General features: G+C 44.7%; 21 protein-coding genes and 1 pseudogene. 14 read left to right on the top strand and 8 right to left on the bottom strand.

Annotated features, from left to right (window positions below):
- Positions 1-102: 102 nt before the first annotated feature.
- Positions 103-1,824 (bottom strand): uroporphyrinogen-III C-methyltransferase, encoded by a 1,722-nt coding sequence (gene cobA, locus ACS8E3_RS02390; RefSeq protein WP_439240849.1) that lies wholly within the window; start codon positions 1,822-1,824, stop codon positions 103-105.
- A gap of 263 nt (positions 1,825-2,087) precedes the next feature.
- Here cobA and ACS8E3_RS02385 point away from each other — a divergent pair, with 263 nt between their 5' ends.
- Positions 2,088-2,828, top strand: coding sequence for an SDR family NAD(P)-dependent oxidoreductase (locus ACS8E3_RS02385; protein WP_439240847.1), 741 nt, complete (start codon positions 2,088-2,090; stop codon positions 2,826-2,828).
- Positions 2,829-2,917: 89 nt separating this feature from the next.
- Here the strand turns inward: ACS8E3_RS02385 and ACS8E3_RS02380 are convergent, their stop codons facing one another.
- The 3 genes from ACS8E3_RS02380 to ACS8E3_RS02370 all read right to left on the bottom strand — a co-directional run bounded on the left by ACS8E3_RS02380 (position 2,918) and on the right by ACS8E3_RS02370 (position 5,927).
- Positions 2,918-3,556, bottom strand: coding sequence for a phosphoadenosine phosphosulfate reductase domain-containing protein (locus ACS8E3_RS02380; protein WP_439240845.1), 639 nt, complete (start codon positions 3,554-3,556; stop codon positions 2,918-2,920).
- A gap of 84 nt (positions 3,557-3,640) precedes the next feature.
- On the bottom strand, positions 3,641-4,243 hold the full coding sequence (locus ACS8E3_RS02375; protein ID WP_439240843.1) for a DUF934 domain-containing protein: 603 nt from the start codon (positions 4,241-4,243) through the stop codon (positions 3,641-3,643).
- The gene (locus ACS8E3_RS02370) at positions 4,236-5,927 is read right to left on the bottom strand and encodes a nitrite/sulfite reductase (RefSeq protein ID WP_439240840.1); all 1,692 of its coding nucleotides are present in this window, start codon (positions 5,925-5,927) and stop codon (positions 4,236-4,238) included. Before ACS8E3_RS02370 ends, ACS8E3_RS02375 begins: the two co-directional genes overlap by 8 nt.
- Positions 5,928-6,183: 256 nt before the next feature.
- On the opposite strand from ACS8E3_RS02370, the gene sat reads away from it, so the two are divergent.
- A complete protein-coding gene (sat, locus tag ACS8E3_RS02365; RefSeq protein ID WP_439240838.1) occupies positions 6,184-7,452 on the top strand; it encodes a sulfate adenylyltransferase in 1,269 nt (422 codons plus the stop codon).
- 103 nt (positions 7,453-7,555) lie between these two features.
- On the opposite strand, the gene ACS8E3_RS02360 is transcribed toward sat, so the two are convergent.
- On the bottom strand, positions 7,556-8,083 hold the full coding sequence (locus ACS8E3_RS02360) for a hypothetical protein (protein WP_439240836.1): 528 nt from the start codon (positions 8,081-8,083) through the stop codon (positions 7,556-7,558).
- Between the two features lie 281 nt (positions 8,084-8,364).
- Between ACS8E3_RS02360 and ACS8E3_RS02355 the strand changes: the two genes are divergently transcribed.
- The 5 genes and pseudogenes from ACS8E3_RS02355 to ACS8E3_RS02335 all read left to right on the top strand — a co-directional run.
- A complete protein-coding gene (locus tag ACS8E3_RS02355) occupies positions 8,365-9,480 on the top strand; it encodes a sulfate ABC transporter substrate-binding protein (RefSeq protein WP_439241329.1) in 1,116 nt (371 codons plus the stop codon).
- Positions 9,481-9,677: 197 nt separating this feature from the next.
- Positions 9,678-10,796, top strand: coding sequence for a sulfate ABC transporter substrate-binding protein (locus ACS8E3_RS02350; protein ID WP_439240834.1), 1,119 nt, complete (start codon positions 9,678-9,680; stop codon positions 10,794-10,796).
- Between the two features lie 237 nt (positions 10,797-11,033).
- Entirely contained in the window at positions 11,034-11,924 is an 891-nt protein-coding gene (cysT, locus tag ACS8E3_RS02345) for a sulfate ABC transporter permease subunit CysT (protein WP_439240832.1), read from the top strand.
- A gap of 1 nt (position 11,925) precedes the next feature.
- Positions 11,926-12,855, top strand: coding sequence for a sulfate ABC transporter permease subunit CysW (cysW, locus tag ACS8E3_RS02340; protein ID WP_439240830.1), 930 nt, complete (start codon positions 11,926-11,928; stop codon positions 12,853-12,855).
- A gap of 47 nt (positions 12,856-12,902) precedes the next feature.
- A pseudogene (locus ACS8E3_RS02335) lies at positions 12,903-13,622 on the top strand (sulfate/molybdate ABC transporter ATP-binding protein); the annotation flags it as partial.
- 123 nt (positions 13,623-13,745) lie between these two features.
- On the opposite strand, the gene ACS8E3_RS02330 reads toward ACS8E3_RS02335, so the two are convergent.
- Complete coding sequence (locus ACS8E3_RS02330) at positions 13,746-14,090, bottom strand: ArsR/SmtB family transcription factor (RefSeq protein WP_439240828.1); 345 nt, start codon at positions 14,088-14,090, stop codon at positions 13,746-13,748.
- A gap of 603 nt (positions 14,091-14,693) precedes the next feature.
- Here ACS8E3_RS02330 and ACS8E3_RS02325 point away from each other — a divergent pair.
- The 3 genes from ACS8E3_RS02325 (at position 14,694) to bfr (ACS8E3_RS02315) (ending at position 16,295) form a co-directional block, all read left to right on the top strand.
- On the top strand, positions 14,694-14,885 hold the full coding sequence (locus ACS8E3_RS02325) for a (2Fe-2S)-binding protein (protein ID WP_439240826.1): 192 nt from the start codon (positions 14,694-14,696) through the stop codon (positions 14,883-14,885).
- Positions 14,886-15,253: 368 nt separating this feature from the next.
- Positions 15,254-15,748: a bacterioferritin gene (bfr, locus tag ACS8E3_RS02320; RefSeq protein WP_439240824.1), complete on the top strand. Its 495-nt coding sequence runs from the start codon at positions 15,254-15,256 to the stop codon at positions 15,746-15,748.
- A 64-nt stretch (positions 15,749-15,812) separates the two neighbouring features.
- Positions 15,813-16,295, top strand: coding sequence for a bacterioferritin (bfr, locus tag ACS8E3_RS02315; RefSeq protein WP_439240822.1), 483 nt, complete (start codon positions 15,813-15,815; stop codon positions 16,293-16,295).
- Between the two features lie 165 nt (positions 16,296-16,460).
- Here the strand turns inward: bfr (ACS8E3_RS02315) and ACS8E3_RS02310 are convergent, their stop codons facing one another.
- Positions 16,461-17,837 carry a DHA2 family efflux MFS transporter permease subunit gene (locus ACS8E3_RS02310; protein ID WP_439240820.1) on the bottom strand — a complete coding sequence of 459 codons (1,377 nt, stop codon included), beginning with the start codon at positions 17,835-17,837 and terminating at the stop codon, positions 16,461-16,463.
- 312 nt (positions 17,838-18,149) lie between these two features.
- Between ACS8E3_RS02310 and yghU the strand changes: the two genes are divergently transcribed.
- The 4 genes from yghU (at position 18,150) to ACS8E3_RS02290 (ending at position 24,201) form a co-directional block, all read left to right on the top strand.
- On the top strand, positions 18,150-18,986 hold the full coding sequence (yghU, locus tag ACS8E3_RS02305; RefSeq protein ID WP_439240818.1) for a glutathione-dependent disulfide-bond oxidoreductase: 837 nt from the start codon (positions 18,150-18,152) through the stop codon (positions 18,984-18,986).
- A gap of 340 nt (positions 18,987-19,326) precedes the next feature.
- Complete coding sequence (locus ACS8E3_RS02300; protein WP_439240816.1) at positions 19,327-20,490, top strand: DUF1176 domain-containing protein; 1,164 nt, start codon at positions 19,327-19,329, stop codon at positions 20,488-20,490.
- Positions 20,491-21,052: 562 nt separating this feature from the next.
- A complete protein-coding gene (locus ACS8E3_RS02295; RefSeq protein ID WP_439240813.1) occupies positions 21,053-22,732 on the top strand; it encodes a DEAD/DEAH box helicase in 1,680 nt (559 codons plus the stop codon).
- 224 nt (positions 22,733-22,956) lie between these two features.
- Entirely contained in the window at positions 22,957-24,201 is a 1,245-nt protein-coding gene (locus tag ACS8E3_RS02290) for a DUF819 family protein (RefSeq protein WP_439240811.1), read from the top strand.
- A gap of 118 nt (positions 24,202-24,319) precedes the next feature.
- Here ACS8E3_RS02290 and ACS8E3_RS02285 read toward each other — a convergent pair whose 3' ends face one another.
- On the bottom strand, positions 24,320-25,435 hold the full coding sequence (locus ACS8E3_RS02285; RefSeq protein ID WP_439241327.1) for an S-(hydroxymethyl)glutathione dehydrogenase/class III alcohol dehydrogenase: 1,116 nt from the start codon (positions 25,433-25,435) through the stop codon (positions 24,320-24,322).
- Positions 25,436-25,531: the final 96 nt, after the last annotated feature.

The raw sequence follows: 25,531 nt of genomic DNA, 5'->3' as shown, positions 1-25,531 counted from the left end.
TGAATAGAAAGGTTTTATTTTAGCAAGAATTGCTCATGAAAAAGCCACTTTAACAAATAATTAAAGTGGCTGCGTTTAGTGATGATAATAAGTATAAAACCGCTAACCAATGACTAACTGCTTCAAACTATCTTCTTTTGACTCAGACAAAGTAGCAATCATAGACAGCGCATGTGCTTGCTGCGGCGTATTATTCTCATCTACAAGTTGTCTCGGAGTCGAAGCGGTACCGCCGCGTAGCCAATTACTTTGAGTATGGCTACTATCTTTATTATGCGTGTTGTACCATGCCAAATCATGATGCAGCCCCACTACGTCACCCATAATGAGTAGGGCAGGCGTTGGCAACTGAGCGCTATCTTGTAGAGCCACAATCGTATCAAGCGTACCTGTGAGCACTTGCTGATTGGGCATGCTAGCGTTAGAGACGATAGCGATAGGCGTACTAGAGTCGCGTCCCGCCTGCATCAAACCTTCGGTGAGACGCGTTAGCGAATGCAGCCCCATATAAAACACCACGGTCTCATCGGTATCAAGCAGGTTTTCAAACTTCTCATTGGGCGCGCCTGCTTTTAAAAATCCGGTGACAAAACGCACCGACTGCGCATGATCGCGATGGGTTAAGGGAATACCAGCATAGCTGGCCGCGGCATTGGCAGCCGTGATACCCGGCACCACTTGATAAGGAATACGGTGCGCGCGCAGGCTTTCAATCTCTTCACCGCCGCGTCCAAAGATAAACGGATCACCGCCTTTTAGTCGTACCACACGGCGACCTTTTTTGGCCTCAGTTATTAGTAGCTCATTGATACCTAACTGCGCTACCGCGTGATTGCTACGTTTTTTACCGACATAGACCTTGTCGGCGTCACGGCGGCATAGATCTAATACTTGCGGGGACACCAACGCATCATAAAAGACAATATCAGCTTGCTGCATTAGCCTGAGCGCTTTAAAAGTCAACAGCTCTGGGTCACCAGGACCAGCTCCTACGATATAAACCTCGCCAACGTTTGCTGGTTCCGCTTGGATGTCATTATCTTCACCTATAACTGCTGCTTTAGCCACTTGCACAGGTGCGCTTGCTGATACTGGCTGTTTACCCTGCTCATTTGTGTGATGACTGATGGGCGCAACAGGGCTTTGCTTATGTAAACCTTCATTGGTAGTTTTGCTCTGGGCAATCTGCGCGGCGGTTTTATCCAAATCTTTTTGCAGCTGCGCGTTTGCTTCAGTCTCATTACCAGCGAAGACAAGCTCGCTGACTTTTCCTTCAAAGGCACGCTCCCAAAACTGCCGACGTCCGGTAAGCGTTGGTATTTTAGTTTTGACCTCGCTACGAAAGTCGCCGGCAAGCTTGGCTAATTTGCCATAGCCTTGTGGTATTAAGGTCTCTAAACGCGCGCGCAATAAACGCGCCAGTACCGGCGCTTTACCGTTAGAGGAGATACCAATCACGATAGGGTTACGATCGACGATAGCAGGGAAAATAAAATCGCATAAATGCGGCGTATCGACCACATTGACTGGGATATTAAGCTCGGTGGCATCGGCATGAATTTGATGATTGAGCGCTTCATCATCGGTGCCGGCGATGATGATACGTGCGCCTCTCATATAGGTTTTATTATAATTTTCACAAATAAGCTCATGCTTATCGTCTTGCAATAACGTTTGTAAAGGATCGCAAATATCAGGCGCGACGACCGTAATATTGGCTCCTGCGCGGCTTAATAAATCCGCTTTACGCAGTGCGACATCGCCGCCACCCACGATCAATACTTTACGGCCTTCTAGTTTAAAAAACAGCGGAAAGGTATTCATAATGTTATGAGCCTTCAATTCAAATATGCTGCCATTATGAATTATCGCGCGCGGTATCTCACCTAACGGATTGGCATTAGTATAGTTATATTTTTCATAAGGGTGGGGTTTTTCGTTTGAAATAGGAATAGATAGCTCTGAATATTAACGCAACCGCAAAAAACAACCTAACAGAGGCCAACCTGACTATCTTGTAGACTGTGCTAATCTATTTAAGATTGATGTATTATTTATAAACACAAAAACAAATAAGGATAAAGACTATGAAATTACGAGACAGAGTAGCCATCATATTTGGCGGCACCTCCGGACTGGGTGAAGCCACGGCAAAAGCCTACGCAGACGAGGGCGCAAAAGTAGTCGTGACAGGTCGCGATGAAAAAGACGGCAATCGCATCGTCAAAGACATTAAAGACAATAATCAAGAAGCAATTTTTGTCAAAGCCGATGTTTCTAAAGGCTCTGAAATTCAGGCAGTAGTGGATAAAGCACTAAAAACCTACGGTCAAATCGACATCTTATACAACGGCGCAGGTATTCATGACGGTTATGACAATGCGGTTGAATTAGAAGCAGATTTTTACGACAAACTAATGGCAATTAATGTCAAAGCGCCTTATCTGGCCTCAAAAGCGGTGATTCCGCATTTTATTAAGCAGGGCAAAGGGGCCATTATCAATGTCGGTTCGCAAGCGACACAAATGGCAGGTCCGGGCGGTTCCGCTTATGTGACTTCCAAACACGCAGTATTAGGATTTACCAAGCAGTTGGCCTTTGATTTTGGTAGTCAAGGCGTAAAAGTGAACATTTTATCACCAGGCTTTATCGAGACGCCAATGACCGACGGCATTGACGATGAGCGTTTAGATCGTATTCCTGCCGAGCGTGCTGGCAAGCCAGAAGAGATTGCCGCATTGGCGGTATTCTTGGCGTCGGATGATTCTAATTATATGCATGGTTCTAACGTGTTCATGGATGGCGGCTGGGTGCTTGGTCGTAAATAGTAGTTCTTCTTTGTATCAGTCGTAAATACAATAAAAAAGCCCTTTCATAACGAGAGGGCTTTTCTGTTTTTGTATATTACAGCTTAATATTAAAGCTGAGTATGCAAACCACACTCACGGCTTTCTTCAACCTTCGTTGGATCAAAGTAATCATGCTCGTTGGGCAAGTTATGCTCGTCCAAGTATACATCTAAATCGGCGTCGTTCTTGTCAAATAGTGGCGCCACTTTCAATACGCCATCTTTCGATAAGCTGAGTACGTCAAGACCTTGACGGAATTCAGTTTGATCTTTACGAATGGCATTGAACCAAACGTCAGGCTTTAGCTCGTCTAGTGCACGGCGGAAAGGCTCAAGCTTGACTTGCTCGGTAAATTTATCATGCTGAGGATTATCGATTCCCGGAATACCATTCATTGTCGCGTCACGATGAGCAGCGGTTTGCTTAGGGATATAAGTGATGACATTAAGGTCTAAATCGTTAATCACTTTATTAGCAAAGCGATAAGTGGCATCGGTGTTATAACCAGAGTCTACCCATAATACCGTGATGTCAGGGCGCTGCTTAGCCACTAAATGCAAAATAGCAGACTCATACGGACGGAAGTTAGTAGTGATAATAGGATTTTTGGCTTGAGTCAGCGCCCACTCAACGATTTGCTCAGGCGACTTACCTTGCAAGTCTTTATTAGCTTGGTCGATATCTAAGTTTGGATGTAATTGGCTCATAATGTGTTCCTTAAATGGGATTGATTTAACATTGATTTCATATTGATTTAATAAAAGGTTCATAAACAAGTCATAAATTAAAATTTAAGCGCCTGCAAACATAGGCAAATCCGCAGCCTTTCGGCCATCATAACTACTAGCAAGCGCGGTAAAGGCCTGTTTGATATGAAACTCAGAATCCGGATGCACGTCATGTTCGCTAAGCACGAAGCTATCGACGCCGACGCGTAATAGATAAGCAATTTGATCCCGACCAAACTCGCCAGCGATCCGAATCTCGTCTTTATAACCGAGTTGGCGCAGAGTTTGTACAAAGCTAAAGCCGCGACCATCAGCAAATTTTGGCACATGAATGACAATCAGCGTTTGCTTTAATAACAGCTCGCCAAGCTGGCTTAGGACATCAGCATCCGTATCCGCGGTAATCCAAACACCAAGATGACTGCTGTGTTGAACAATAAGCTTATACATCTCATTCATCAGTCCGCTAGCGAGTGCGCCCTTAACATCAAGCAAATCTGCAAGCGGCACAATAACTTCAGGCTTTTCTTGACGTTGTAGCAGCTCAAGCAAGGTAATCTCACTGAGTGCAATACCATCGGGTAGACTATCAGTGCTCAGCGCTAGCCAGTTATCTTGTGCGCTAACATCGACGCCTTGGCTATCCAAGATATGATGATTAGCCATAGACCTTCTCCTTAAAGGGATCAATACCGACACGCTCGACTAGCTCGCCAAAGCTTTCGACGTCGTTATCAGTGGTCGCGCGCAGCTCGACATAGACATCAACGATTTGCTGAATAGTGTCCGCAACCGCTTCAGTGGGGACGGAGCGGCCTAGTATTTTGCCTAATTTGGCATCGTTACTGGAGTTACCGCCAAGGCTGATCTGATACCAGTTCTCGCCCTTTTTATCGACCCCTAAGATACCGATATCACCAGTATGATGATGAGCGCAGGCATTGATACAGCCTGACATATTTAGGCGAATATCGCCCAAATCATACAGATAATCCAAGTCGCTAAACTGCTTCTCGATTTGCTCAGCGATGTTGTGCGTAGTGGCGTTAGCCAGTGAGCAGTAATCCCAGCCCGGACAGACGATCATGTCGGTGAGCGTATTAATATTAGGGCGGGCTAAGTGCAAATCTAGTAATTGCTGCCACAGCTCGAATAGTTTATTGGCTTCCACATCAGCAAAGACCAGGTTTTGCTGGTAGGTACCGCGTAGCTCGCCAAAGCTATACGCATCTGCAAGATCAGCCAAAGCGTCCATCTGCGAGTCAGTGACATCGCCGGAAGGCACATATTTACCGTCGACCAGACCTGCTTTTAAAGAGATGACTACGGCGCGGTAACCGGCGATTTTGTGCGCGACGGTGTTTTGGTTATACCAACTAGCAAAGTCTTTATTGTCCGCGAGTTGCTGCTGCAGCTCTGACTGCACGTGTAGCGCATCAAACTCTTTATAATCCGGCTCACTAAAATAGCTGATCGCGGTAGTGAAATTGTCATCTGTTAAGGTGAGCGGGCCATCTTTGGTATTCGCCTCCCATTCAGCATCGACCAATTTGGCAAACTCGCGTCCGCCCAAAGTATCGACTAAAATTTTAATCCGTGATCTATATTTGCTACCTTTATCTCGGCGACCATGTAAGTTATAGACCCGCAAAATCGCGTCTAAGTAGCTCAATAGATGCGCGCGTGGTAAGAACTCGTTAATAACTTTACCAAGGACTGGAATACGGCCCAAACCGCCGCCAACGAGCACTTCAAAGCCAAGCTCGCCTTCCTCATTTTTCTTAAGATGTAGACCAATATCGTGTACACGGGTAGCAGCGCGGTCATTTTCAGTACCGATGACGGCAATCTTAAATTTACGCGGCAAAAAGGCAAATTCAGGATGAAAGGTTGACCACTGACGGATAATCTCGCAATAAGGACGCGGATCTGCAATCTCTTCTTTATGAATACCAGCATACGGATCGGTAGTGGTATTACGGATACAGTTGCCCGAGGTTTGGATGGCGTGCATCTGTACTGAGGCCAGCTCCGCTAAGATATCAGGCACGTCTTCAAGCTTAGGCCAGTTCAGCTGCATATTGGTACGCGTGGTGAAGTGCCCGTAGCCTTTATCATATTTACGGGTAATCTCGGCAAGCTTACGCAACTGATAGCTGGCAAGCAGGCCATAAGGGATAGCGATCCGTAGCATCGGCGCGTAACGCTGAATATAGAGGCCGTTTTGCAGTCGTAGCGGTAGATACTGATCCTCTGGCAGCTCACCTGCCAAAAAACGCTCAGTCTGGTCGCGAAACTGGGCGACGCGTTCTTCTACCAGCGTTTGATCCGCGTAGTTATATTGGTACATGACGTCATCTCAATAGTGATTTGCGTGTGTAATAATTCCAAGGTGTGCTTTAGCACTAAGTCGTTTAAAAATGAACTTAAAGCAATATAGGCTGACATCATATAACTGTGCGCTGATAAATATAAATTCCTATAAGTCATATCCATATCCAAACACAGCATAAATTTTCATAACAAAAATTCGGTAGCCTAGTCGCATTGAATTAATAAGCCACGTATTAACAAGCCAATTTATCCGCTGTTTTAAGGTTAACAACATGACATCTTTATCTGCTTTATCTGCTCAAGCAACTTCTTCTACATCAAAACTGGTGCCACCACACGGTAGCGACGCGCTTAAACCCTTATTATTAAAAGGCGATGCGCGCACGAAAGCGCTTAAGCTTGCCAGCACATTACCAACTATCACTCTAAGCTCACGCGAGCGCGGGGACTTGATCATGCTAGGTATCGGCGGCTTTACTCCGCTTAATGGCTTTATGAATCAGGCCGACTGGCAAGGGGTAGTCGATGAGATGCGCCTGAAATCAGGTGACAACGCTGGGCTGTTTTGGCCGATTCCGATTACGTTATCCGCGCCCAAAGTTTTAACTGATAATCTTAATCAAGGGGATAAAGTCGCTTTGGTAGCTGAAGATGGCGAAGTGATGGGTATCATCACGGTTGAAGAAACCTACAACATTGACAAAGATCATGAGTGCCAGCAAGTCTTTACCACCACTGACCCTGAGCATCCGGGCGTACAGCAAGTCCTGCGTCAAGGTGAGGTCAATGTCGCCGGTCAAGTCGAGGTATTAAGCGAAGGCGAGTTCCCTGAGCTATATCCGGAGATTTACAAAACCCCAAGCGAAACCCGTGAGATTTTGAGTAATAAAGGCTGGAAGACCGTTGCCGCTTTCCAGACGCGTAATCCGATGCACCGCTCGCATGAGTATTTAGCCAAGATTGCCATTGAGATCTGCGATGGCGTACTGATTCACTCCCTGCTCGGGGCGCTTAAGCCGGGTGACATTCCAGCTGAAGTACGTCAAGAGGCGATTAAAACGCTGATTGACAACTACTTCAGAGCGGATACCGTTATTCAAGCCGGTTACCCACTAGATATGCGTTATGCAGGCCCTCGTGAAGCTTTATTACATGCCGTATTCCGTCAAAACTACGGCTGTAGCCATCTAATCGTTGGCCGTGATCATGCCGGTGTTGGCGACTATTATGGTGCGTTTGACGCCCAAACGATCTTTGATTATGTCGGCAAGGACGATCTGATTACCCAGCCATTGAAAATAGGTTGGACGTTTTGGTGTAACGCTTGTCAAGCGATGGCTTCTGATAAGACTTGTCCGCATGAGGCTAAGGATCATGTCAAAGTATCTGGCACTAAGCTGCGTAAGGCTTTATCAGAGGACGAAGACGTACCTGAGAACTTTAGTCGCCCTGAAGTACTGGCCATTTTGCGTGAATACTACGCTGGTATCGCAAAAGAGGAACGTGCTGAGGTGAAGCTAACAGGCGCATCAGCGGTGTAGGCTACATTACATTTAAGCCATACTCGAAAATTCATCATAAAAACAAAAAGGTGGCAAATAATATATTTGCCACCTTTCTTTTTCAGACTTTTATTCAATTAGCTTAGCTTAGCTCTAGATTGGTCTGAAGTTTTTGATACTCACCAACGATTGAGGCGCCACCAGAGCAATAATAGTTTAAGGCGTATTTATCATCGCTATCTATCGTCAGCTTACCGTTTTGAAACTGTAGAAATACCTTGCTGTCATTAGCTATTGTCTCAAAGATAACCCCATGCGCTTGATCTTGACCCATAAGCTTTGCTTGTCCATCGAAGGTGCAAGTCGGCGTTTTTATATCATGACGAGAACGCACCTTTATATGAATTCCCTCTTTATTATCATCTGCTTGTACCATCACGGCGACCCAATCATAGCCTTGATGACGCTGACTATAGCTATCTGACACATAATCACCGACTACCGCTTGTACGGCAGGAGATACGGCGGCTACAGTTGCCGAGCTAGCTGTCGTCATAGTGCTAGTAGCGGATGATGTGTTATTGCATCCTGCCAGTAAAGCAGTGCTGATTATCACGGCACTTAACATAGCGATCGATGGATAGGATTGTTGAGAGGGGTGCAAGGTCATATATAAGCCTTAATGCTTAGAAATAGAGGAAATAACAGTTCAGATTAGGGCAGCATAGCTAATAACGCTACTTATGCCAAGATATTCATTTGATAAGCGTTTTTGTCACTAAGCATTCTACAAGCAAACTGCTAGCATAGCTCTCATTATCCTTTTCATTATCTATAAACCGTTTTCGTTGACCAAGTAGGCATACGATGACTTCTTCGGTCTACCACCTAGCCAATAACTATCGTCATAAACCTTTTCAAAACGGTAGTCATTATTTAAAGAGAACGTCCATGCAAAACCTGCCTTTGTTGTTTAAGTATTCCCCAAAGCTATCGTCAACTCTGCACTCATCAAAAACCCTGATATCCGCTAGCGTAATGCTGGCAAGCGTAGTCTTGATAGGCTGTAATCAGACCCAAGCTGATGCGAGTGCTAACAAAGCAAGCACCGCGCAAGATATCAGTTTACTCAACGTCTCATATGATGTCTCACGTGATTTCTACAAAGAGTATAACGAGTTATTTAAAGACTCACATCAAGCGCAGTATCCAGATAGCAAGGTGAAGATCAATCAGTCGCATGGTGGTTCAAGTAAGCAGGCTTTGTCAGTGGCCAATGGCTTGCAGGCCGATGTTGTAACCCTAAATCAAGAAAGCGACATGCAGCTACTGGTTAAAAAAGGCTTAGTAGCCACAGATTGGCAGCAAGCGCTACCGAATAAAGCGGTGCCTTATACCAGTACAGTGGTGCTACTCGTGCGTACTGGTAATCCTAAAAATATTCAGGATTGGCAGGATTTGGGACGGACTGATGTAGAAGTCGTTATGCCAAATCCAAAAACTAGTGGCACTGCACGTTATGCTTTTTTGGGTGCTTATGGTTACGGCTTGCAGCACTTTAAAGAAACGCTTGATACAGCACCTCAAACCGATAACTTTATCAAGCGACTGCTCGCTAATGTTGTCACTTACGATAATGGCGCGCGAGCCGCTACCACTAGCTTTACTCAGCGCGGGCTTGGCGACGTCCTCATCACCACAGAGAACGAAGCGCGTCTAGTCGCCCAAAAACATGCTAAAGGACAAGTTGATATCGTCTATCCCAGCTATTCTATCACCATTAATAACCCAGTCGCTGTGGTTACAGCTGTAACCGATAAAAAAGGCAGTACTAAGTCGGCAAATACTTATCTAAAAGAATTGTGGAGCGCGCCTGCGCAAGAACTGATCGCTAAGATGTCTCTGCGTCCTAGTGACCAAACGGTTCTTAAAGCGCATCAAAGTACGCTACCTGTCATTGATACCTTTGAGCCGACGGAAGTCTTTGGATCATGGGACAAGATTATGGCGCTGTTTTTTGTTGAGGACGGGCGCTTTGATCAGCTTGCGCAAGCCCATACTCGGTAAAGGCATCAGGTAAGACTCTAGCCACTGTTTATTTTGATATTCCATTTTGGCAGAAACATACACATATTCGTCATTAAAGATAATATGCAGACGCTGTTAGCATACTTGCATGATTACTCAGCATAATTGAATGAATAATTAAATGAGCTATCACCCCCTTTTATAAAGCTTTAATTCTCTACCTATTCGAGGCATTTATGACGACTTCTCCCAAAAGCTACTCTTTAAATAAAACCCACTTTTTCAAAAACAAAACCCTAAGTGCCCTTAGTATCGCAGGCGTGGCGGTCACGCTTGGACTAGCGGGCTGTAGTAATAATGAATCAGCGGAGACGGCAGCCAACGCTGACCCTGCGGCAAGCGGGGAGGCGCAAAATATTGAGCTGTTAAATGTCTCTTACGATGTGGCGCGCGATTTTTATAAAGACTACAACCCAATGTTCGTTGAGCATTACCAAGCTGAAAACCCTAACGCTACTATCAATATTAAGCAGTCGCATGGTGGCTCAAGTAAACAAGCCTTGTCTGTCGCTAATGGTTTACAAGCTGATGTAGCGACCATGAACCAAGGTTCAGACATCGAGCTATTACAAAAAGAAGGCCTAGTAGCGAACGACTGGGAGCAACAGTTTCCGGATAACGCAGTACCTTTTACTAGCACCATCGTCTTTTTGGTCCGTAAAGACAACCCAAAAAATATCAACGATTGGGAAGATCTGACTAAAGAGGGTGTTGAGATTGTGATGGCGAATCCAAAGGTCACAGGCAATGGTCGTTACGCTTTTTTAGGCGCTTACGGTTATGGTTTACACGCTTTTGATAACAACGAAGACAATGCCCAAAACTATGTCAGAGACATGCTGAAAAATGTCAAGGTTTATGAGAATGGCGGGCGCGCGGCAACCACCACTTTCGTTCAGCGCGGTATCGGCGATGTGCTTGTTACTTTTGAGAATGAAGCGAACCTAGCTGCCACTAAGTTTGGACAAGGGCAAGTCGATATCGTCTATCCGAAGTACTCGATTAAATCAGAGAGCCCTGTCGCTATCGTCAATGCGGTCACTGAGAAAAAAGGCACGACAGATGCAGCCAAAGCTTATCTTGACTATTTATGGAGCGAGCCGGCTCAGCAGTTAGCGGCCAACTTGTACCTACGTCCAAGTGTACAGAGCGTCCTTGAGAAAAACGGTGATAAATTACCACCGGTTGAAACTTTCCGTCCTAATGATACTTTCGGTACGTGGGATGAAATCATGGGTAACTTCTTTAGCGATAATGGCGTGTTTGATCAACTAGCGGTGAACGCTCCGCAGTAGCTTTTACAATAACCGCTACCGGTTATTATTACCTTTATTTGCTGGCTTAACTGACAGACAAATCCAAAATGTTCATGATAAATAAATAAGGACATGGCCGCTTGCGCTATGTCCTTTATACCGTAAGCTGCCTAGATGCTCACTACAAAATAAAGAGCACTAAAAGACAAAGCACTCACGATGATAAGTAAGTGCTGATAAAAATACAGACAGCGACGTAATAATTAGGATATAACTATGAGCGCAACGACACCTCCTGTCAGCACCTCGCCTAAACCTGTAAGAAAAAGTTGGCTTACGCGTTTGCGTCAGCGCAATGTGCTACCGGGGTTCGGGCTAAGCATGGGTATCACAGTTTTTAGCCTATCGCTACTGGTGATATTGCCGTTTGCGATGATGGCTTATACGACGACGCAGATGGGCTGGTCGGGGTTTTGGGATACCATCTCTCAGCCACAAGTTACCGCTGCTATCAAATTAAGCTTATGGGTGTCATTTCTTGCGATGCTGACGAACATGGTCTTCGGTACGCTGGTCGCTTGGGTGCTAGTGCGTTATGAGTTTTGGGGCAAATCCTTAATCAATGCCTTAGTCGATTTGCCGTTTGCCTTGCCAACGGCGGTGACCGGTATCTCGCTTGCTACCCTTTATGCTCCTAACGGTCTAATAGGCCAGTGGTTCGCCAAATTCGATATTCAAGTTGCCTTTACACCTATCGGTATTTGGCTGGCCTTAGTGGTGGTCAGTTTTCCTTTCATTGTACGGGCGGTACAGCCAGTACTCGCTGAGCTATCCGTTGAATTTGAAGAAGCTTCAGCGGTATTGGGTGCTAATCGTATCACGACTTTTCGTAAAGTCATTTTACCTGAGCTGTTACCCGCGTTATTTATGGGGGCGGGTATGATGTTTGCGCGGGCAACCGGCGAGTACGGCTCTGTTATTTTTATCGCCGGTAATATCCCGATGCAGTCTGAGATTTTGCCTATTATTATTATCAGTAAACTTGAGCAATTTGATATTCAGGGCGCCTCAGCAGTCGCTTTATTTATGCTCATGATCTCTTTTGTTATTTTATTAAGTATAAATATAGTGCAGTGGCGATTATCGCGCCGCGTAGGAGCACGCTAAGATGCAAATAGCCAACAGCTACGACTACCAAAGTAACCCCGCCACTAAAGATTCGCCATGGATCAGACGCACCTTCATTGGCATTGCAGTGCTGTTTATGATTATCATGTTGGTGATACCACTACTTGCGGTCTTTTATGAAGCGCTTAAAAATGGTTGGGAGTTGTACCTTGCCTCCTTAGTGGAGCCAGAAGCACTCCAAGCGATAAAGCTGACGCTACTGACTGCCGCTATCGTCTTACCGATCAATATGGTGATGGGTATCGCTATTGCTTGGCTGGTGACGCGCTATCAGTTCAAAGGTAAGCAGCTAGTCACTACGTTACTAGATTTGCCGTTTTCGGTGTCGCCAGTAGTCGCAGGTTTGATGTTTATCTTGCTATTTGGTCTTAATTCTCCAGTTGGCGGCTGGCTTGAAAGTCTTGGCTTTCAGATTATTTTTGCGGTGCCGGGAATTGTGCTTGCCACCTTATTTGTCACTTTTCCATTTGTAGCGCGTGAGCTGATACCTTTAATGCAGACCCAAGGCGATTCTGAGGAGCAAGCGGCCTTAACGCTTGGCGCTAGTGGTTGGCAGACATTTTGGCACATTACTATGCCTAATATTAAATGGGCGCTGCTTTATGGTCTGATATTGACTAATGCTCGAGCCATGGGCGAGTTTGGTGCGGTGAGTGTGGTATCTGGGCATATAAGAGGTGAGACCAACACTATGCCGCTACTCGTTGAGATTGCTTATAACGAGTATAACTTTACCGCCGCCTTTGCTTTATCTAGTCTATTGGCAGCGCTAGCGCTAGTGACGCTATTGCTGCAGCAAGTGATGACTAAGATGCAAGAGCGCAAATTTGCCAAGTCGGCGCGTCTGGTTGCTGCTCCTGAGCTGCCTGTTAGCGCCAATGACACGCCCACAAGGGATAAGCCTGAATAACAGATAGCGTAAGTCATTCATATTATAAGCGAATAAGAGATACACGTATGAGTATTGAAATTAGAGATGTTAATAAAACCTTTGGTGATTTCACCGCTTTGAATAATATCAATATTACCGTACCTACAGGTAAATTGACTACCTTATTAGGCCCATCAGGCTGTGGTAAAACCACGCTACTACGCATTATCGCTGGCCTAGAATACGCAGACTCTGGGCAGATATTATTTGATGATTTGGACGTAACGGATATTCCGGTACAAAAGCGTCATATTGGGTTTATGTTTCAGCATTACGCGCTGTTTCGTCATAAAAATATCGCCGATAACATCGCCTTTGGGCTAACGTTATTACCCAAATCTGAAAGACCCGGTAAAACCGATATTAAGAAACGGGTGGCGGAGCTGTTAGAACTTGTAAAATTGCCGCAACTTGCCAATGCTTATCCGCATCAGCTCTCAGGCGGACAGCGCCAACGTATTGCTTTAGCCCGAGCGTTAGCGGTCAAGCCCAAGCTGTTATTATTAGATGAGCCCTTTGGGGCGCTTGATGCCAAAGTGCGTAAAGAGCTGCGGACTTGGCTGAAAGACATTCATCACGAATTAGGGATTACTAGTATCATGGTGACCCATGATCAAGAAGAGGCGCGGGCAATATCCGATGAAATTGTAGTTATGAATCATGGCCGCGTCGAGCAAGTTGGCACCTCGGAGCAGCTTATTAACCAGCCCGCCAACAGCTTCGTCAGTGACTTCTTAGATTTAGCCTAACTCTACGTAAAAAAAGACCTATAGCTACTAGCTATAGGTCTTTTTTTACACTTCGATATAACCATTAAAGATAGTTATTATATTTTAATATTCTGTCTGAGTAGCGAGCTATCAGCTCGTTTATGCATCAGCGCTTCGAGAGTTATTCATCTCTTTTACTGGTGTGTTTTGTTCCTTTAACGTCTGATAAGTAGTCTCAAGGATAGTAGCACACCAATCAGGCGTATCATTTGCAACTTTATACCACATCCAGGTACCATCACGCACACAGCTGAGAATACCTAGCTTTTTGAGATGGTTAAGATGCCGAGATATTGTTGGCTGCGGCTGATCTAGCATGTCTACTAATTCGCCCACGCAGCGTGCTTCTTTTTTATATAAGATCTGAAACAGCTTCAAGCGAGTGGGGTCGGACAAGACTTTAAACAGCTCAATAGGCTGTATGGCATTATTTGAATTAGACATATAAAGGTCTCTTGAATGGTAGCTTATCTGCGCACAAAGCTGTTCACAAAAAAGTCAATGATAGGTACATAAACCAGTCTGAAAAGAAGTGATAGAGCATCAATAAATATGGGGTATTAAATCAGTAAATAGTCATAAAAGATAGTCAAGAAATAAATTATGACATTCATTAATAGTACTGAAATAACTTACATACTAAAAGCTATATTAACGAGTATGGATGATACCGACAATATTCTAGCTTCTAGGATATTTAGATGTCAATTTATAATAAAAAACCGTTTATCGGTTATTTAATACACTTCATGCTGCTTATCTTATCATTTTTTACGATCTATTTATATGCAAATAAGTAAATATCACAAGTTAGCCAACGAATTTCTTTAGTTATCGTCTTTTATCAACTTTACTATTTACTATCGCTGTAGATAACGGCTGCTTGTTTTAATAAAAGGTAGAAATAGGGTCAACAAAAGAAGCAATGACAGGCGGGCTTACAAAAGCTATTGTAAATGCTAATAGTTATCATTATAATGATTGTTAAGCCAGTTTTTAGTGATTGGCACACCAATAGCACTAAGATAGTAAAGTAGGGGTAGTTATATGTACGTTTGCATCTGTAACGACGTCAAAGAAAAGCAAATTCAAGCCGCCATAGCGTCAGGTATTGACACTCTCGATGGCTTAAAAGAGACCCTTGATGTCGCCACTTGTTGCGGCTGCTGCGAGCCTATGGTCAACGACTATCTTGACGAGCATCACGCCAAGCTTGATGTGCTAGCTTATGCGGTGTAGCGATAATTTAGTTAACGCCTACTTTTTTGTTATCGCTCTCGTCTATAAACCACCTATAAATAGATAGTAAAATACTAATCAGCCGTCCGTTGCTTATAAGAGCAGGACGGCTTTTTGATTTGTGTAGTTATAAGCTCAAAAAACTAAAACAAAGATTAAAGCTGCACCCTAAAATAAGAAGCAATAACAATAGTGGCTACTGTAGTCTGATAATAATTATCAGTTAGCATCTTATTCTTAGTTCCTAATATTACAAGCCCTGAGCTGTCTTTATGTTAGACTTATCAATTGATCAATTATGTTTTAGCTTGCGATGTCATTGACAGCGCTGATAGTGACAAAAGCTGATAATTAAAGGAGTAAGTGTTATGAAAGGTAGCCAAAAAGTTATTGATTATTTAAACTTTTTACTAGGTGGCGAGCTGGCAGCGCGGGATCAATATTTTATTCATTCTGAGATGTACGCTGAGTGGCACTATGGCAAGCTGTATGATCGTATTCATCATGAGATGGAAGATGAGACACTGCACGCGCAAGCGATCATTCGCCGTATCTTGATGCTAAGCGGCACTCCTAAAATGACGGTCAATGAAATCCATATCGGCAGCACTGTACCTGAGATGCTCAAGCTCGATCTCGATCTCGAATATGAAGTACAGCAGCACCTAAAAGACGGTATTGCCTTATGCGAAAAAGAGCACGACTATGTCACTCGTGATATCTTGGTAGAACAGCTTAAAGACACCGAAGAAGATCATGCTCATTGGCTTGAACAGCAGCTCCGCCTTATCGATATGGTTACTTTGCCAAATTACCTGCAAAGCCAGATAGCAGAAGTGCCGCCAGAATTAACCCAAGGCTAATATCAAGACTGAAAGTAGTTTCATAGACTAATATCATTTATTTTTAGATGCTTAGGAGAGAGAGATGAGAGGCGATAAAGAAGTTATTAGAGCCCTAAATAAGGTGCTTGGACAGTCACTAATAGCGATTAACCAGTACTTTTTGCATGCGCGCATTGCGCGGCATTGGGGCCTTGAAGCTTTAAATGAAAATTGTTACCAGCAGTCTATCTATGAGATGAAATGGTCGGATGATTTGATTGCGCGTATCTTGTTATTAGGCGGTCTGCCCAATCTGCAAGACTATGGCAAGATGTTTATCGCAGAAGATGTCCCTGAGATGATCGAGTGCAATCTGCGCTTAGAGCGTCAAAAATACGATATCATTACCGATGCGATCACTTTGTGTGAGCAGCATAAAGACTATGTCTCACGTAAGCTACTCGTTAAGCTAAAAGACGGTAACGAAGAGTACGACGATTGGCTTGATACCCAGCAAGATCTTATCCGCGATGTTGGTGTGCATAATTATATTCAGTCGCAGATTGATGAGGATCATACGCCTTAAGTACTAAGAGTGTGAGTTTTAGCATCAATGATTGAGACTAATTACTGCCAGCTTTTTTTAGTATTGCTAGAATAAAAAACCAGACTAAGCCTTATGTGCTTATGCTGGTTTTTGCATTTATCAACTTTCTATTTATTAATCTTGTCTTATTAGAAAAGTAGCAAGTTAGTATAATCCTTCGCCATCTTTTGGTTTTAGCCGTAAAAAATGCAATCCTGACAGAATAGTCAAAATGCCGAGTACCCAGTAAGTCGTCTGAAACGCCATCAGCATATCTAGCTCCATACGCTCACGTAGTAAGTTCAATACCGCTGCGCCAAAGGCAATCCCAAAACCAATCGCTAGCTGCTGATTGACTGCCATTAGGCTATTACCGCTACTGGTTTGGGTGCCTTCCAAATCACCGATAGTCAGTGTGTTCATCGCGCTAAACTGCATGGAGTTACAAGCACCCATAATGATTAAGATAGGGATATACCATATCCAATAAGACGGATCATTGAACTGCGCTAGAATAATAATCAAGATACCTAATAAAATAGTGTTAACCACTAATACCTTACGGTAGCTGTAGCTCTGAATAATTTTACTGACCCAAGGCTTGATACCCGTAGCACCAATAGCAATAGGAGCAAGTAACCAGCCCGCCTGCGAGGGTGAGTATTTAAACACCACTTGCAATAATAACGGTAGCAGAAAAGGCACTGCGCTAATCCCTAAGCGGGTAAATAGATTACCGACGATGCCTATTCGAAAGGTGCGAATACTAAACAAACTCAGTGGAAACAGCGGTGCTTGCCGGCGCTTAGCATGCCAAATATAAGCGCCTATTAATGCCGAAGCTATCAGCGCTAATAGCAGTCCATATAAGCCGCGACCGGTTTGTGAGCCAAACTCTACAGCTAAGGTGAAGCCGCAAGCGGCAGCGGCAAATAAAGCAAACCCTGCCCAATCTAAATGCTTGGCATCTTCAAATAAGTCAGGTACGAGTTTTTTACCCATGACATACCCAAGGATACCCATAGGAGTATTGATTAAGAATATCCAGTGCCAACTAAAATATTGCACGATATAGCCGCCGAGTACTGGGCCTACTAACGGGGCGATCAGCGCGGGAATCACCGCAAAGTTCATTACCGTCAGTAGCTTATTACGCGGATAAGACTTCACCAAAATCAGCCGCGCCACTGGCGTCATCATCGCCCCGCCAATCCCTTGGACAATACGAGAGCCGATCAGAATATCGAGCGTGGGCGAGGCTGCGCACATCAGCGAGCCAATAGAAAAGATAATAATAGCGGACAAAAACACCTTGCGCGTGCCGTACTTATCGGCCAAAAAACCACTAATCGGAATAAAGATCGCTAAAGTTAGCGCATAACTGATGACCGCCCACTGCATTCTTAATGGCGACTCACCTAGAGCCTCAGCCATCTGCGGCAGCGAGGTGTTAAGAATAGTCGCATCGAGGATCTGCATAAATAGCGCTACTGCTAACACATAGGGTAGGAATTTATCTTGCGCTGGGGTTAGCGTTACCATGTAGACATCACCATCGCTTACTTTATGAAGTATTAAATTATAGTTTGGAGTTTGCGTGTAGTATAGGGATAATAAGGCAGTAGTTAAAGAATGGTAAAGTAACGGTTAACAGCCAAGCGCTTAGCTACAGTCACTGCTCATAATGATTGCTATGGCTAAATGATACGTCTCGCTTAATAATCACTACATTAGAGCCCTTTTCTAACTAGCAACCCATCCGCTATAGTGGGATCTTAAAATTTAAAGCTGACAAGCTGCTTTCATGTTTTTTACTAAGCAGCAATTTAGGATAAATAAAATAGGATAACTCTTATGAGCGATAATAATGATACCCAATATAAACCTGCCAAAGTTTGGACTAATGATAAAGAAAACGGTGGTAAATTTGCCAATACTAATCGTCCAACCGCTGGCGCGCGCCATGAGCAAGCGCTACCAGTAGGGGATGCACCGCTACAACTCTACTCATTGAACACGCCTAATGGCATCAAAGTCAATATTCTACTAGAAGAGTTACGCGAACTTGGGATAAAAGGCGCAGAATACAACGCCTATAAAATAGATATTTCTGAAAACGATCAATTCGGCTCAGGCTTTGTCGATATCAACCCCAACTCTAAAATTCCAGCCTTAGTTGATTATTCGGTAGTAGAGGAAAATGATGGCGAACCGATTAAGATATTTGAGTCAGGCGCAATCTTACTGTACTTAGCAGAAAAATTCGGTAAGTTTGTACCTTTAGAGCAGGGCCGAGCGCGGACTCAGTGTCTCTCTTGGGTAATGTGGCAGATGGGCAGTGCGCCGTACTTAGGCGGCGGCTTCGGACATTTTTATGCTTACGCCCCTGAACCGATGGAATATCCGATTAATCGCTTCACTATGGAGACCAAACGTCAGCTTGATGTATTAGATATTCACTTACAAGACCGTGATTATATGTGCGGTAATGGTGAGCAAAGTTACAATATTGCTGATATTATTATTTGGGCTTGGTATGGTCAACTAGTGCTCGGCGAGCTCTATGAAGGCTCGGCTGAGTTTTTGCAGGTCGGTAGCTATCAGCACTTGCAGCGATGGGCTAGAACAATAGCGCAGCGTCCAGCAGTAAAAAGAGCGGTTGATCTCCCCCTACAATCCATTCACTCCTAAGATCCATGGTTACTGTAAAGCCCTAAAACAAAACGACTTATTAAAATTAAGGGCCGATAGCTTAAGCTATCGGCCCTTAATTATGTGCTTAACTTATGAGTCAGGGTAGACGGTAGTGAATAAGCAAGCTTAGTCGTTGTGATGCGTCAATAATCTGCAATAATTAGTAGTTATAGGACTGTATACTAATTTTTAGGACAATTTAGTAGAATTTATATCCCTTTTATCTATTACACAATGATATATTAGAATAACAAATGGTAACATTAAGCGTTTAAGATAGTAGCTTGTCTATGTTAAAAAACTGCACTGATGTCTTATAAGTTTAAGAGTATCCCTTATGAAATATACTAATAATAAAATCAATTGTCCTGATAATAAGCAGTGGCGTGATAATCATTCTAGCGCAGCTATTGTTCTTGCTCTTTATAATACTAAAAAGCATCTTAAAAAGTATTTGGCATTAGGCTTGTTCGCCGTCAGTACTATGACCATCAGCACTATGGGTAATACGGCCACCCCAGTAGCGCTTGAATCAAAAGACTGGCAAGTCGCCTGTGACAATACTCGTACTTGCCGATTAGCAGGGTATCAAAGCCAAAATAATAGCGAGATGCCAGTCTCAGTGCTATTAGTTCGCCGCGCTGGTGATACAGCAAAGGTTGATGGCAGAGTAAAGCTTGGCGGGTCTAAAGATGGCTCGGCCAAATCATTGCTGCAATTAGGTAATCGTCACCGTATCTCACTTATCATAGATGGAAAAGATTATGGCGAGGCGCAGCCATACTCTAGCACCACCAATGATGCCGGCTTAACCTCTGGGCAGGTGAGCGCACTTCTAAAGGCGCTAACTAAAGAGAGTAAGATCGAATTTGTGCTCCGTAATACTCGCTGGGAGCTGTCTGGTGACGGCGCAATGTCAGTCATGCTAAAAGCAGATGAAGCGCAAGGCCGAATAGGAACGAGTAGTGCGCTTGTGAATAAAGGTACTAAGCCCGACAGCCAAGTACTAGCTGCCAAATCCGCTCCGCAATTACGCTTAATTGTGCCGACAGCAAGGGCAGCCACCAAACAGAGCTTCAAAATAGACGCCTCGAACCTTACAGCTATGATGAAAAACACTCTATCAGATACAAAACGCGACTGCCCGAGCTTAAGTGATGATTCGGGCTGGCGGGTTAAGCGTTTAAATGGTAGTCAGCTACTCGCTCAACATAAATGCTGGGTCGATGCTTATAATGTTGGGCATGGTATGTGGGTGATGAATGACAGCGCGCCCTATAACCCTAAATTGGTCACTAATAGTGCCACTAGCTATGATAGTGGTAAAATAAGCTCTATTCAAAAAAGCCGCAGCCTTGGAGATTGTTTAGAAAAATCAGACTGGATCTGGACGGGGAGTCGTTTTGAAAAGAGCTATGAGAGCACCACAGGTCTCTGCCGTATGGTGGAGTCTGGCGGCGCTTGGGATCTACCGACCTACGTCTCAGACGTTAAACGTTAGCTTCGGTAGTATTTTCGACAATGATTGGCACTTAGCGCTAATATTTGGTACTAGCACTGATAATGAGTACTTAGCGGCTTACCTTCTGACTACCCGTATTATCGGCTAGTGCGTTACGGTTATGAATATAAAAAAATAGATAGGGATAATAAGCGAGCTGTGATATACTACGTCGCCACGTTGGCTTTGACTGACGTGTATTATGAGATTGATAACATCGCCTGCGATTTTGAGCCTAGGATGGCTATGAGTAATTGTTGCCGATGATTTTGTGTACTTAAATAGCTTTTATTGATAGCGCTATTTTTGACTCATATCTTATCTACTAGCCTATAGATTGGCTTAAATTGGGTGTTACTTGCCTTTATCTGCTTTGGACAAAGTGGTGATAAAGTTAGGGTAACAAACGAAGATAAGACACTCGGCACTACCACCAAAATACGTCAGACATCATACAGATACTTTATCAAGTTGATTGGTAAATAGGCTGTTTGATGAACGGTTATCAGTGGTAGGCAACAAGCACGCTGAATTTACAGCGGCTCAACTACCAAGGATACTCATGACTGACATCTTATCTACTATTGCCGCTGAAAACGGCATCATCGAAAGCAACGACACTCAAAAGACCAACACGCCAGCAACAGAGACTCAAGACGCTACTACTGACGCGTCTGAGACTACTGAAGAAAACCAAGTAACCTTTGCTGATCTTAACATTGCCAAGCCTATTCTTACCTCGCTTGATCGCAGCGGCTACACCAACCCTACACCTATTCAAGCCCAGGCCATTCCCTTTGCGCTAGCGGGTCGTGATTTATTATTATCTGCGCAAACGGGTAGTGGTAAAACGGCAGCATTCGTTATCCCTTTACTGGATCGTTTGAGCCGTGCGACAAGCTTTGACAAGCATACTAAAGCCCTGATCTTGACGCCTACGCGCGAGCTTGCTCAGCAGGTTCATGATAGCGTGCGTACTTACTCGCATGACATGCGCGGTCTATTTTGTGTCCCATTAGTCGGCGGCGCGCCGTATAACGGTCAGATTCGCGCCCTTAAAAAAGGTGTGCAAGTTATTGTTGCGACTCCAGGTCGCTTGCTCGATCATATCAAAGCTGGCCGTGTTGATTTATCACACTTAGAAGTGCTTGTGCTAGATGAAGCCGACCGTATGCTCGATATGGGTTTTGCTGATGATATCAACGATATCCTAAAAGCTGCGCCAACCGATCGTCAAACGGTCATGTGTTCAGCCACTTGGGATGGCCCAGTTGGCAAAATCGCCGCGAGCTTCACTAAAAACCCTGAGCGCGTTTCTATTAAGGTTGAATCCGCTCATATTGATGAAAAAGTATATTACTGTGACGATTTTAATCACAAAAATAAGATTTTAGATAAAATCGTTTGTCAGCCAGAGATGGAGCAAATTATTATCTTTGCTGCGACTAAGCGTAGTACCGAAAAGCTTGCTAATCAGCTCAAAGAAGATGGTCACAAAGCCAGCTTTTTGCATGGTGACTTGCCGCAAAGCAAACGTAACCGTATCGTACAAGATTTGCGCAATGGCAAATGCAAAATATTAGTCGCAACCGATGTCGCTGCTCGTGGTCTTGATGTGCCTGCTATCTCGCATGTCATCAACTATGACTTGCCGCGTCAGACCGAAGACTATGTACACCGTATCGGTCGCTGTGGTCGTGCTGGTCGTACCGGTGTTGCTATCAGCTTATGTAGCATGGACGATCGTCCACAGCTAGCGGCTATTAATCGCTACTTAGATCGCAAAATGGAAGTAGAGGTTATCGAAGGCCTTGAGCCGAAGAAAACTTATGTCCCAAGTGAGAACAAACCTAAAGGTCGTGGTCGTGGCCGCGGACGCTCAAATGGTGGCGGTCAAGGACGCGGACGTTCAGGTGGCTATGCCGGTAAGCCTAGCGGTGGTGGTCAAGGTCGCAGTCGCTCAAATGATAGCAATAGTACGGGTCAACGCGCTAGCAACGACAGCGGTTATCAAGGTAAACCACGTGATTCATCTGGTAAGCCAAAAGACCGTTTCGGCGGCAAGCCATATCAAGGCAAGCGCAGTGGCCCTAGCCGCGGCGACGGCACTAGTGCCCCGCGTGGTGATCGCGCTGCAACCGGACGTGGTCGCCCAAGCGGTAGCCAAGGCCGTCCAGCCAATCGCTCAGGCGGCAACGGCCGTCCAAGCGGAAATCGCGGTAACCGTGGTGGCAACTCGTAATAAGCTAGTTCTAAGTGATACAAATCAGCTACATCCATCTTGATCGCTTAAGTTAGTGCAGATGTTTAAATAAAAAACCAGATATCTAGTTAATAGCTAGTATCTGGTTTTTTTATGTCCACAAACAAGGGGTCTTATAAGACCCACTTGCGCTCATTTTCGCGCTTCTCTATACTGCAATGCTTATTCACTTCCTCTCAATTGATCCCGCTTGGAGCCATTAGATGCTCGCTATTTCTGACTTAAAGATAGACAGCCTACCGTTAGCTTTTGGCATCATCATGGCAATTATTGGTTTGGTATTTTATACCCAAGGGCTGCCGGGCAAGTTTTGGCGACGCTTTTATGCCGTACTACCAGGTATCGTGCTGTGCTGCTTTATACCGGCGACGCTTAACAGCTTAGGCGTGTTTGCTGATGGCGTTGGCTCACAGATTTATGGCTTTACCGCCACTTATCTGTTGCCAGCAAGCTTACTGCTGATGACCCTGTCAATGGATGTACCCAAGATTTTGGGACTAGGCTGGAAGGCAATAGCCATGTTTTTTGCTGCAAGCTTAGCTATCATTATCAGCGGGCCTGTCAGTTTAGGGTTAGCAAAGTGGGTGTCACCTGAGATGTTCACAGATGACACGTTGTGGCGCGGGTTTTCGGCGGTCGCAGGAAGCTGGATTGGCGGCGCGGCCAATCAGGCAGCGATGAAGGAGCTGTTCGGGGTCGGCGATGATTTATTTGGCATGATGATTTTGGTCGATACTACTAATGCTTCATTGTGGCTATTAGCGATTTTAGTGTTAGCCAAGCATAGCGATAAGGTCGATCGCCTTTTAAGAGCCGATACCAGCAGCATAGAAAAAGTCATCCAAGCTGTCGAGAGCTACGAGCGCGATCACGCGCGTCCGGCCACTTTGAATGATCTAATGGTGATGTTTGGGCTGTGTTTTGCCATGGTCGGGGTGGCGCATTTCATTGGGGCGCAAATTGCAGCAGCTTTTGCACCTTATGCTTGGGCGGTACAATATAGCTTTGCCAGCAGCTTTTTTTGGATGGTGGTGATTATCACCTTAATCGGAGTTATCTTCTCTTTTACTAAAATTCGCCGCCTTGATCATGTGGGGGCCTCCAAAATTGGCACGGTATTTATCTTTGTACTCATTGCCGCTATTGGTATGCAAATTAACCTTGCTGGTATCGTTTCGCAGTGGCGACTGCTCTTGATTGGTTTAGTTTGGATGATGATTCATGTGGCTATCATCTTTATGGTGGCAAGACTCATTCGCGCGCCGTTTTTCTTCTTAGCAGTCGGCTCTAATGCCAATACTGGTGGCGCGTCATCAGCGCCTATTGTCGCTACTGCTTTTCATCCCTCCTTGGCACCGGTTGGGGTGTTTTTGGGTATTCTAGGTTATGCAGTAGGGACGTTTGGCGGTTATATCAGTACTCAAATGATGCGTTTGGTTGTGGGATAACCGCCATTTTAGATCTTTTACGACAATAAAAAGGCAGCATAAACTAAATTTATGCTGCCTTTTTTTAAGCTAATAAATAGTCATCTTTAGCTTTAAGACTACCTATAGTTGTCAGCTATTATTCTTCAAAATGAATAACCGAGCGAATACTTTTGCCTTCGTGCATTAAGTCAAACGCTTCGTTGATGTCTTCTAATGGCATAGTATGCGTAATGAAGTCCTCTAAAGGAATCTCACCTGCCAAATAACGCTCAACGTAGCCGGGTAGTTCGGTACGGCCTTTGACGCCGCCAAACGCCGAGCCTTTCCAGACGCGTCCTGTTACCAGTTGGAATGGACGAGTGGAGATCTCTTGACCCGCACCAGCGACACCGATAATAACCGACTCACCCCAGCCTTTATGGCAGCACTCGAGCGCTGAGCGCATCACATTGACGTTACCAATACACTCAAAAGAGTAGTCAACGCCGCCATCCGTCATCTCAACGATAACGTCTTGAATCGGTTTGTCATAGTCTTTGGAGTTAATACAATCAGTCGCGCCGAGTTTTTTGGCCAATTCAAATTTATCTTCGTTGATATCGATACCGATGATACGGCTGGCTTTGGCCATTTTTGCTCCGATGATAGCGGCTAGACCAATACCACCAAGACCAAAGATAGCGACGGTAGAACCTTCTTCGACTTTGGCGGTATTCATCACTGCGCCCATACCAGTGGTCACGCCGCAGCCAAGCAAGCAGACCTTTTCAAGTGGCGCATCCTTATCGACTTTGGCTAAAGAAATCTCAGGTAGAACCGTGTACTCAGAAAAGGTTGAGCAGCCCATGTAGTGATAAATGGGCTCACCGTCTTTATAAAAGCGCGTGGTACCATCCGGCATCAGACCTTTACCTTGGGTCTCACGTACGGCAGAACACAGGTTAGTTTTGCCCGAGCGGCACATTTTACAGACACCGCATTCGGCGGTATATAAAGGAATCACGTGATCGCCGACTGCAACGCTGGTCACATCTTCGCCGATTTGCTCAACGATACCGCCGCCTTCATGACCTAAGATAGCGGGGAACACACCTTCTGGGTCTTCACCGGATAAAGTGAAGGCATCGGTATGACAAACGCCACTGGCCAGTATTTTTACTAACACTTCACCTTTACGTGGCAGCATCACGTCTACTTCTTCGATAGATAGTGGCTCTTTTGGGCCCCAAGCGACCGCAGCTTTAGATTTGATAAATTCATCGGTAGTATTGGCTTGCTTTGACATAGCTTCGCTTCCTTCTTTTTAATTGTAATGAGTTTTTAGGGTTGTGATGACTATTTTATATTA

Origin of the sequence: Psychrobacter sp. 2Y5, from assembly GCF_051847375.1 — a bacterium.
Classification (GTDB): domain Bacteria; phylum Pseudomonadota; class Gammaproteobacteria; order Pseudomonadales; family Moraxellaceae; genus Psychrobacter.
Note: the sequence above shows the minus strand (reverse complement) of the source record. Positions and strands in the feature narration are given on the sequence as shown.